7 protein-coding genes are annotated in these 10,260 nt (G+C 70.9%); 2 read left to right on the forward strand and 5 right to left on the reverse strand.

What is annotated here, in order from left to right; translation table 11 throughout:
* Positions 1–46: 46 nt before the first annotated feature.
* The 5 genes from IT40_RS25295 to IT40_RS25315 form a co-directional block, all read right to left on the reverse strand.
* Positions 47–535, reverse strand: a complete 489-nt coding sequence (locus IT40_RS25295) for an Hcp family type VI secretion system effector (protein WP_036760978.1) — start codon at positions 533–535, stop codon at positions 47–49.
* Positions 536–678: 143 nt separating this feature from the next.
* Positions 679–2,193, reverse strand: coding sequence for a type VI secretion system contractile sheath large subunit (gene tssC / locus IT40_RS25300; RefSeq protein ID WP_036760981.1), 1,515 nt, complete (start codon positions 2,191–2,193; stop codon positions 679–681).
* Between the two features lie 3 nt (positions 2,194–2,196).
* Entirely contained in the window at positions 2,197–2,745 is a 549-nt protein-coding gene (gene tssB / locus IT40_RS25305) for a type VI secretion system contractile sheath small subunit (RefSeq protein ID WP_036760983.1), read from the reverse strand.
* A gap of 58 nt (positions 2,746–2,803) precedes the next feature.
* Positions 2,804–3,934 (reverse strand): type VI secretion system protein TssA, encoded by a 1,131-nt coding sequence (locus IT40_RS25310; RefSeq protein WP_036760985.1) that lies wholly within the window; start codon positions 3,932–3,934, stop codon positions 2,804–2,806.
* A gap of 140 nt (positions 3,935–4,074) precedes the next feature.
* On the reverse strand, positions 4,075–6,177 hold the full coding sequence (locus IT40_RS25315; RefSeq protein WP_036760987.1) for a serine/threonine protein kinase: 2,103 nt from the start codon (positions 6,175–6,177) through the stop codon (positions 4,075–4,077).
* A 173-nt stretch (positions 6,178–6,350) separates the two neighbouring features.
* Here IT40_RS25315 and tssH point away from each other — a divergent pair, with 173 nt between their 5' ends.
* Together tssH and IT40_RS25325 are read left to right on the forward strand one after the other, a co-directional pair.
* Entirely contained in the window at positions 6,351–9,137 is a 2,787-nt protein-coding gene (tssH, locus tag IT40_RS25320) for a type VI secretion system ATPase TssH (RefSeq protein ID WP_036760991.1), read from the forward strand.
* Between the two features lie 8 nt (positions 9,138–9,145).
* Complete coding sequence (locus IT40_RS25325; protein ID WP_036760989.1) at positions 9,146–10,258, forward strand: DUF2169 family type VI secretion system accessory protein; 1,113 nt, start codon at positions 9,146–9,148, stop codon at positions 10,256–10,258.
* Positions 10,259–10,260: the final 2 nt, after the last annotated feature.

Here is a 10,260-nt window from a genome sequence, read left to right on the forward strand (position 1 = left end):
GTCGGGGGCGGGGCTGGCCATGGCGATCCTGCGCGCCTCGGGGCGGTCACTTGGCGGCCATCAGGTCGTATTCGACCTCATGCTCGTCGCCTTTCGAATGGTCGTCGGCCTGGACGACGTATTTGACGGCGATCTTCTCGAACGAGATGCCGATCTGCTCGGCGATGGTGTCGATCTCGGGTGCGGGCTGGTTCTGGCTCATCGAATAGGACGAGATCAGGCAATTGGTCATGGTGATGGTCAGGTAGTCCAGATGCGCCTCGCCCGAGTCCTTGCGGACGGTGAAGGTCATGGTCTCGAAGGCCTTGCCCTGCATGCAAGCCAGCGCCAGGTAGGGCGAGGCGGCGTCATACCATTTGTAAAGCGTCAGGTCGCTGACGGTGGCGCGCCCGCGCACGCGGCCAGACCCGGTCGCGGCCGAGCTTTTCTGCTCGGCCTTCAGGTCGGCGCCCCAGATGTCGATTTCGCCTTCGTGATCGGCCCGGCGCGATTCGCCGTCGATGCCGTCGATCTTGAGGTATCCGGTGAAAGCCATCTCACATCTCCCTGTTCGGCCTGTTCGGCAAGCCGGGTTTCAGACATGGCGGGGCCCGTCGGGGCCGCGTCGGGGGCCGCGCGCGCCCTGGCGCCCGCCGGCCCGGCGCCGCAGGGGCCGCCGCGGCCCCTGGGCAAAGCGCGTCACGGCCCCTTGACCGAGGGCAGCTCCGAAACCAGCCGTAGCGAGGCGTTGATGCCTTCCAGCTGGTAATGCGGGCGCAGGTAGAAGCGGGCGGCGTAATAGCCGGGCCGGCCCTCGACGCTGTCCACCTGCACCTCGGCCTTGGCCAGCGGCCGCTTGGCCTTGGCCTTGTCGTCGGCCATGGCGGTATTGGCCAGCACGTAGCGGTTGATCCATTCGGACAGCCAGACCTCCATGTCGGCGCGTTCCTTGAAGGTGCCGATCTTGTCGCGGGCGATGGCCTTGAGGTAATGCGCGAAGCGGCAGACCGGCAGCAGATAGGGCAGGTTCGCCGACAGCCGCTCGTTGGCCTGGGCGTCGGGATCGACCAGCCGCCCGGCGCGGGCCTCGCAATCCTGCAGGGTCTGCGCGCCCAGGAAGGCCGCGACATCGGTGTTCTTGCGGTGCAGGATCGGCATCAGCCCCAGCTTGGCCAGCTCATGCTCGCGCCGGTCGTCGATGGCGATCTCGGTCGGGCATTTCATCACCACCGAGCCGTCGTCGCTGGGGAAGGTATGCACCGGCAGGTTGGTGACGGCGCCGCCCGATTCCACGCCGCGGATCTGGCTGCCCCAGCCGTAAAGCTTGTGGCTGCGGTTGATGTTCACCCCCATCGGGAAGGCGGCGTTCATCCAGACGTAATGGTCGTGCTTGCCGTCGATCTCTTCGCGGAAGTCGAAGCCCTTGACCGGGATGGTGTCCGGTCCATAGGGCAGGCGCGCCAGCACCCGCGGCAGGGTCAGGCCGATATAGCGCGCATCCTCGCTTTCGCGCAGGCTTTGCCAGGCCGCGTAATCGGGCGAGGATGTGACCATCTTCAGGTCTTGCGGATTGGGCAGTTCCTGCCAGCTTTCCATGCGGAACAGCCGGGGCGAGGCCGCGGCGATGAAGGGCGCATGCGCCGAGGCGCAGATCCCCGACAGGTTGCGCAGCAGCCCCACGTCGCGCGGGTGGTGGCTGAATTCGTAATCGCCGACGATGCTGCCGAAGGGCGCGCCGCCGAAGCTGGAATATTCCTCGGTATAGAGCTTGCGGAACATGGGCGACTGGTCCCACATCTGCCCCTCGAAATCCTCCAGCTGGTCGGCAAGCTCGTCCTTGGTGATGTTCAGCACCCGGATCTTGAGCATGGTGTCGGTTTCGGTGTTGTTGACCAGGTAATGCAGCCCGCGCCAGCTTCCCTCCATGCGGCGGATCTCGGGGGCGTGCAGCACCTCGTTCATCTGCGTGGTCAGCAGTTCGTCGATGCCGGCGATCAGCGACTTGATCGAGCGCACGGCATTGCCGGAGATCGTGGCGCTGCCGGCCTTTTCGCGGGCGGCAAGCGCCAGGTTCGCGACCAGTTCGCGCAACTTGGCGCTGTCGTCCTGTTCCTTGACGCGGAAGTCCTTTTCCAGAAGCGTGCCGAATTCGTCCAGGTCGACGGCCTCGGCTTCGGCGGCGGCTTCGGTGCCCTTGAGTTCCTGTTCGGCCATGGCTCAGCCCTCCGTCCCGTCGCCGCCGGGGGCCACCGCCTGCTCGGCGACGCGGGCCAGCAGCGGCTCGTCGTTCAGAAGCTGGGCGATGCGCTTTTCGGCGCTGGCCTTGCCGTCCATGTAGCTCAGCAGTTCCTCGAGCTTGCGGCGCATCTTCATCAGCTCGGCCAGTTCGGGGATCTGCTCGGCGATGCGGTCGGGGGCGAAATCGCCCATGTTGCGAAAGGTCAGGTCCACGAACATCTCTTCTTCCTCCGCGCCGGCCTCCTCGCCCTCCTTGCGGGGCAGGCGGTTGGGGATGCGGGCGGTGACGCGGGGCGAAAGCGCCTCCATGAAGGCGGGGAAGCGGCCGGCATCCACCTCGACGAAGGACCGTTCGGCGGGCGGCTTCTGCGCCTCGCGCGAGGTGGACTTGCCCGCCAGATCCGCCATCACCCCCATGACGAAGGGCAGCTCGATGGTGGTCGGGCTGCCGTAATGCTCGACGTCATAGGCGATCTGCACCCTGGGGGCGCGATTGCGCTCGATTACCTTGGCCTTGCTCTCGCTCATCGCGGGTTACTCCCTGTCGCGGCGCCATCGCGGCGCCGGCCCCGATTGCGCCCTGCCGTCAGCGTCCCTTGTCCTCGGCCACTCCGGCGACATTGCGGAATTCCTTCATCCCTCCCGGCGCCAGTTCCTCCATCAGCTGCAGGAAGTTCATCGGCACCATCTTCTTCATCCGCCGCGCCAGATGCGGCAAAGGCGAGGCGGGTTCGTTGCGTTCGTAGAAATCGATGATCAGGTCGAGACAGGTCGCGACCTCGGCACGCGAGGCCAGCCTTGCCGGCAGGCCCGCCGATGCGGGCGCCGCGGCAACGGCCGCGGGGGCGGGCGTCGGCGCGCGGGGCGTTGCGGGCGCATCGGCCTGCGCCTGCGCTGCCGGCTGCGTGGGGCGGCTGAACTGCGCCTCGGGGCTGGCCAGCGTCGCCGCCATCCGCTCCAGCATCCGGCGCAGCGCCGGGAAGCGGGTCGGCGGATCGTCCCCGATGCGCGCGGCCAGGGCCGCCTCCAGCCGGGCCAGCGCCGCCAGCGCGGCCGCAAGCCCGGTTTCCAGCTGCGCTACCGCCTCGGGCTCGGTGTCGCGCAGGGCGCGGCAGGCGGTCAGCACCCGCGTCGCCCTGGCGTCATGGCGGGCGGCGCGGTCGGCCTGTTCGGCGGCCGAAAGCCCCCTCGGCCCCTCGGCCGCCAGCACCGAGGCCGTGACCGCCCCCGCCGCCAGATCCCCGCCCGAGACCGCGGGCAGGCCGCGCGGGACCAGCACGGTGTTGAACTCCAGATCGCCCAGGATGCCGGCATCGGCATTCTCGATCTGGTAGAGCGCGTTGATCCGGCGCAGCGCGGCCTCGCGCACCAATTGGCCCTCGCGCAGGGCGGGATGCAGGTGGTCCCACCAGGTTTCCAGCGTCTCGGCCAGCAGGTCCAGCCCCTCGGCCAGCCCTTCCGCGCCGCGCAGGTTGGTCATGATCCGCGCCACGACGACCAGCAGGCGCAGGTCGCGGCCGGCCTGGGCCAGCGCCTCGGCCTCGTCCAGCAGATGCGCCCAGTCCAGCGCCACGTCGCCGGTATTGCCCTTGGCCAGCTGTTCGGCCCGTGCCGCCCGAGAGGCCCCGTCCAGCGCCCTTTCGAGCGCCAGAAACCTCATGTCGTTGCGAAGATCCAACCCGGCGGAATCCGGCACGGCGAGCGGAGCGAGAAACATAGGGGAAACCTTTTCAAAGGCCGCATTATGTTCTTCTCGAAATGGGAAAATCATCTCATGGACTGCGGCTTTGCGCAATGAAATCCTGCGGATCGGCGGTGCCGCCCCCTGGCTGGGGCGTGCCCCCGGCCTTGGCGCGGTCAGGGCCGCAGGTCCAGGATGCGCTGGGTGGCGGCCAGGATGCGCTGCGGATCGGCCGCGCGCCGCGCCGCCAGCGCCTCGGCAAAGGCGTCGGCGGATTCGTCGCCCGGCCGGCGTTCGTCGAAAAGCGGGCCGCGGGTGACGAAGGCAAAGATCCCCGCCTTGCCGAAATCGCGGTCGTTCACGCGAAAGGCGATGCGTCCCGGTCCCAGGCCCGCATCCTCGGCGGGCCAGAGCACGCGCACGCGGCTGAGCGCGCCTTCGGGCTGGCCGATGCGGTCCAGCCGGGTTTCCTGGTCGGCCATGTTGGGCAGGACGTTGAAGACCTTGCCGGTTTCCTCGACCGCGACCCAAAGCTCGGCGCCGGGCGTCGCGGCCAGTTCGGCGGGGATCAGCACGTCCGCGACCGGGTTGTCGCCGGGGCGATAGATGCCGGTCAGCGAGGGCTCGGGCCGGCGCGCCTCGGACAGGCGGATGCCGATGCCGCCCTCGGGCAGGCCCGCCGCCGCGGCGCGGATCCGGCAAAGCGAGGGGCTCAGCGTCTCGGTCTCCAGCCGCAGGGCGCGCTCGTCCAGGGCCGGGCGCAGCGCCTCGGCCAGGGCCGCGGCGGCGGCGGCATCGGGCAGGGCGCCGCGGATCGCGACGCCGGCGCCGGGCGGGGCGCCGCCCTGGGGCAGGTCGCTGGTCAGCGGGCCGCAGCGGGCGGCGCCGGCCAGCAGCGCGTCCAGATCGGCGGGCATCAGCAGGGCAGGGCCGGCGGCAAGCCGCGGCACCAGCTCCATGCCCGAGGCCCGCGCCCATTCCGCCAGCCGGGCGGCGATGGCGTCGCGCTCGGCCGGGGTGGGGGCGCTGCCGGCGATCTCGGCGCGCAGGTCGGTGACAAGCACCGTCCAGTCCTGCAAGCCCTGCAATTGCGGGAAAAGCCGCTCGACCGCCTCGGCCCAGCCGGGCGCGGGCATGCCGCGCGCCGGGGCCAGTGCGTCCTGCGGCGGGCTGCCGCCGGCGGCGGCGGCAAAGGCGGCGGCGATCCGCGCGGCGCTGGCCGCATCCGGCGCCGGGCCGGACAGCCGCGGCGCCTCGCCCCCCGCCGCCTCCAGCCGCCAGGGCTGGACCAGCGGCAGGGCGGGGAAAAGCAGCGGCCTTGCGGCCAGGAACCCGCCGGCCAGCACCACGGCCAGAAGCAGCAGGACCAGCCAGCGCCGCCCGCCGCCCGCCTTGCGCGCCGGCTGCGGGCGCGGCGCGGCGCCCTTGCGGGCCGGCGCGGCCTCGGCCCCCTTCAGCAGCGCGTCCAGCCGCGCCACCACCGCGGCGGCCGAGGGCGCGCGTTCCCCGATGCGCGGCGCCGAAAGCCACAGGATCAGCCCGGCCAGCGGTTCGGGCAGGCCGGTCACGTCCAGGGGCTCGGCCTTGCGGCGGATCATCTCGCCCGGCGTCGCGCCGGCAAAGGGCACCTCGCCCCGCGCCGCTGCCAGCAGCAGCGCGCCGAGCGCGTAAAGGTCGCTGGCCGGCTCGGCCTTGCCGTCGAACTGTTCGGGCGCGGCATATTCGTATTTGCCGGCGAACTGGTTGCCGACCACGGTATGCGCCCCGGCGGCGGTGTCCTTGGCGATGCCGAAGTCGATCACCGTCGCGCCCTCGACCCGGCCGTCGCGCAGGATGACGTTGTCGGGCGACAGGTCGCGATGCACCACGCCGCGGGCATGGGCGGCGACCAGCCCCTCGGCCACGCGATGCGCGACGATCAGCAAGTCGCGCGTGCCCAGCCTGCGTTCGGCCATCACCTCGGACAGCGCCGGGCCGTCGATGAAGTCCATGACCAGGAAGACATGGCCCTCGGGCGTGCGCGAGCAGTCGCTGTAGCGCACCACGGCGTCGTGCAGGATGTCGCGCATCGCCTCTTCGCGGCGCATCAGCTCAAGATAGCCCTCGTCGCCGGAAAAGCCGGCCGAAAGCGCCTTGATCGCCACCACCCGGCCGGTGACGAGGCTTTTGGCGCGATAGACCTCGCCGGTGCCGCCGCGGCCCAGAACGCCCTCGACGGCCCAGGTGTTGTTGAGCACCTGGCCCTCGCGGAAGATGTCCCCCGGCAGGGCCGGGATCATGGCGACGTTCCCTTTTGCGGCAGGCTGGCCATGGCCGGCTCCTTGCGAAAAGATTTCCGAAAGCCGCGGTTTTGAAATACACTTTCCCCCAGGATCATTTCCCCCCGAGCCTGCCCCTGGCAAGCCCGTTTTATCGCTCCGGTTCTTTTGCCAGCTTTGCAAGGATGGCCAGGATGACGACCGTGACGCCCCGTGCCCCCGCCAGAGGATCCCGAGAAACCGTCAAGCGCAAGGAACTGGTCGGCCGGCTGGATGCGCTGTGCCTGCGGGCGTTTTCCGAAGGGGCGCGCAACGCCAAGGCGCGCGGCAATCCCTATGTCGAGCTTGTGCATTTCATCGCCGCCCTGGCGGGGGCGGCGGATTCGGACCTGGCGCTGATCGCCGCCGCGGCCGGGGTCGATGCGGCGCGGCTGGAGGGCGACCTGGCCCGCGCGCTCGACGCCCTGCCGCGCGGGGCCAGCGCGGTCGAGGAGTTTTCCGACCATATCTTCCACGCCATCCAGGAGGGCTGGACGCTGGCGGCGCTGGAGCGGGGCACCGACCGCGTGCGCTCGGGCGACATCCTGGTCGCCTGCCTCAAGACCCCGGTGCTGGAAGGCTTGCTGCTGCGCATCAGCCCGGAATTCGGCCGCATCGACCCCGACCGCCTGGCGCCGGACCTGCCCGGTATCCTGGCCGGCTCGGCCGAGGCCGAACCGGCGGCCCCGCCCGAGCCCGCGCCGGCCAATGTGCCGAAACCGCCCGAAGGGGCGCTGGCGAAATACGCCACCAACCTGACCGAGCGGGCGCGCGCCGGCAAGATCGACCCGGTGGTCGGCCGCGACGCGGAAATCCGCCAGATCATCGACATCCTGATGCGGCGGCGGCAGAACAACCCGATCCTGACCGGCGAGGCCGGGGTGGGCAAGACCGCCGTGGTCGAGGGCTTTGCCCTGCGGCTGGCGCGCGGCGACGTGCCGCCGCAGCTGGCGGCGGTCGATCTGTGGCTGCTGGACATCGGGCTGATGCAGGCCGGCGCGAGCGTCAAGGGCGAGTTCGAGAAGCGGCTGAAAGCGGTGATCGACGAGGTGCAGGCCTCGGCGAAATCGGTGATCCTGTTCATCGACGAGGCGCATACGCTGATCGGCGCCGGGGGCGCGGCGGGGACGGGCGATGCCGCGAACCTGTTGAAACCGGCGCTGGCGCGGGGCGAGCTGCGCACCGTCGCCGCCACCACCTGGGCCGAATACAAGCAGCATATCGAGAAAGACCCGGCGCTGACCCGGCGCTTCCAGGTGGTGAAGGTCGAGGAGCCTTCGGAAGCCGCCGCGGTCGGGATGCTGCGCGGCGTGGCGGGCGTGCTGGAACGGCATCACCGGGTCGAGATCCTGGACGAGGCGATCGGTGCGGCCGTCTCGCTGTCGCATCGCTATATCCCGGCGCGGCAATTGCCGGACAAGGCGATCAGCCTGCTCGACACCGCCTGCGCCCGCGTCGCCGTCAGCCAGCACGCGACGCCGGCGGAGCTGGAGGATCTGGAGCGCCGCCTGCAGGCGCTGGAGATCGAGGCGGGCATCATCGCCCGCGAGGCCGCCATCGGCATCGACACGACCGAGCGCCAGGCCGCCAACGACGCCGCCCGCGCCGCGGCCGAGGCCGAGCGCGCCGCCGCGCTGGAACGCTGGGAGGCGGAAAAGGCGCTGGTCTCCGACATCCTTTCGCTGCGGGCCGAGCTGCGCGGCGAGGGCATGGCGCTGGACGAGACCGGGGCCGAAGCCGGGGGCGAGGCCGCGGAAATCGCCGCCGAGGGGGCATCTGCCGAGGCTGCGCCCGATGCGCCTGCCGCGGCCGCGCCGTCCGGTGATGCGGATGCCGAAACCCCGGACCCTGACCCCGCCGCGCGGCTGTCGCTGTTGCGCACCAAGATGGCCGAGCTGGCGGAGCGGCAGGGCGAGCGGCCGCTGATCCTGCCCTCGGTGGACCGGCTGGCGGTGGGGGCGGTGGTGCAGGACTGGACCGGCATCCCGCTGGGCCGGATGCTGGCCAGCCAGACCGAGCGCGCCCTGGGCCTTGCCGGCCTGCTTGCGCAGCGCGTGGTCGGGCAGGACCATGCCATGGCGGCCATCGCCAGCCGCATCCAGACCGGCATGGCCGGGCTGGGCGCGCCGGAAAAGCCGATGGGCGTCTTCATGCTTTGCGGCCCCTCGGGCGTCGGCAAGACCGAGACCGCGCTGGCCCTGGCCGATGCGCTTTACGGCGGCGAGCAGAACCTGATCTCCATCAACATGAGCGAGTTCCAGGAGGCGCATACCGTCTCGACCCTCAAGGGCGCGCCGCCGGGCTATGTCGGCTATGGCAAGGGCGGCGTGCTGACCGAGGCGGTGCGGCGCCGGCCCTATTCGGTGATCCTGCTCGACGAGGTGGAAAAGGCCCATCCCGACATCCACGAGATCTTCTTCCAGGTCTTCGACAAGGGGATGATGGACGACAGCGAGGGGCGGCGGATCGACTTTCGCAATACGCTGATCCTGCTGACTTCGAACGTGGGCACCGACGAGATCATGGCGCTGACCGATGCCGGCCGCAGCCGGATCGAGATCGACAGCCTGTCGGCCGCGCTGCGCCCGCCGCTGCTGAAGGTGTTTCCCCCGGCGCTGCTGGGGCGGCTGGTGACGATCCCCTACCTGCCGCTTTCGGATGCGATGATCGAGGCCATCGCCGGGCAGAAGCTGGCCGGCATCGGCCGCAGGCTGGCCGCCGCGTATGGCGCCGAGCTGGTGATCGGCACGGGCGTCATGGACCAGATCCGCGCCCGCTGCACCGAGGTCGAATCGGGCGGCCGCATGGTCGACGCCATCCTGACCGGCGCGATCCTGCCCGAACTCAGCCGCCGGGTGCTGGACGCCAGGCTGGAGGGGCGTGGCATCGGCAGGGTGACGGTGACCGGCGGGCCGGACGGCTTTGCCTATGCCCTGGACTGAGGCGTGCCGTGCAGATCCTGGACCAGACCGGCTTTCCCCATCAGATGGGGACCGGCATGGACGTGGCCGGGCAGGCCTTCATGCTGCTGGTGGTCAAGGGCAGCTTCGCCTTTCCCGAGCGTGAAAGCGACCCGCCCCTGCCGCTTCAGGACCAGCGCCCGCTGGTCATGGCCGACGAATATACCGGCGCGCCGGGCTTTTCCGCACCGCTTTGGGAAAGCGATTTCGCCTTTCGCAAGCCCTTCTGCGACGTGGTGCTGAACGGCGCCGCCCATGCCCCCGGCGGCCGCCCGGTCGAGCGGCTGCGCGTGGGGCTGGCGGTGGGCAACTGGTCCAAGCAGTTCGACGTGGTCGGCCAGCGCGAATGGCGTACGCTGGGGCCGGCCATTGCCGCGACCCGGCCCTATCCCTTCACGCGGATGCCGTTTTCCTATGACACCGCCTTTGGCGGGCCCGACCGCAGCCGCCCGCCCGGCCCCGACGTGCCGGTCCATGCCGCCAATCCGGTGGGGCTGGGCTGGGCCACCGCCGCGGGCGGCAGTCCGGCGGGCCTCGCGCTGCCCAATACCGAGGCGCCGGGGCAGGAGATCACCTCGCCCTATGGCGACTGGCAGCCGATGGCGCTGGGGCTTTACGGGCGCGGCTGGCCGCTGCGCCTGCCCTATGGCGGCACCTATGACGAGCGCTGGGTGGCGGAAACCGCGCCCTTCCTGCCGCGGGACTTCGACGAGCGTTACTACCAGATGGCGCCCCCCGACCAGCAGATCGTGCCGCCTGCGCCTTTTACGCCGGTGGTGCTGGTGCATCTGACCCCGCGCGGGCGCGAGGCGTTCCGCCTGCCCGACACCCGGCTGCCGTTCCGGGTCTGGCGCGGGCGCGACTGCTGCCTCGACACCGTGGCGCTGCCCGATACGCTGGCCATCGACGCCGAGGCGCGGGTCTTGATGCTGAGCTGGCGCGTGCAGGTGCCGATCCGCCGCACCATCGCCGAGTTCTCGCGCGCCTGGATCGGCGCGCCCACCGCCGCCATGCTGCGGGCCGAGCGCGAAGGGCGCGGCTATATCCGCCTGGCGGCCGTTCTGGGCGAGGGCGGGGGCGCGGACGGGGGGAACGGTCCATGATC

Origin of the sequence: Paracoccus versutus (assembly GCF_000763885.1) — a bacterium.
In the GTDB taxonomy this organism is placed as follows: Bacteria; Pseudomonadota; Alphaproteobacteria; order Rhodobacterales; family Rhodobacteraceae; genus Paracoccus; species Paracoccus versutus.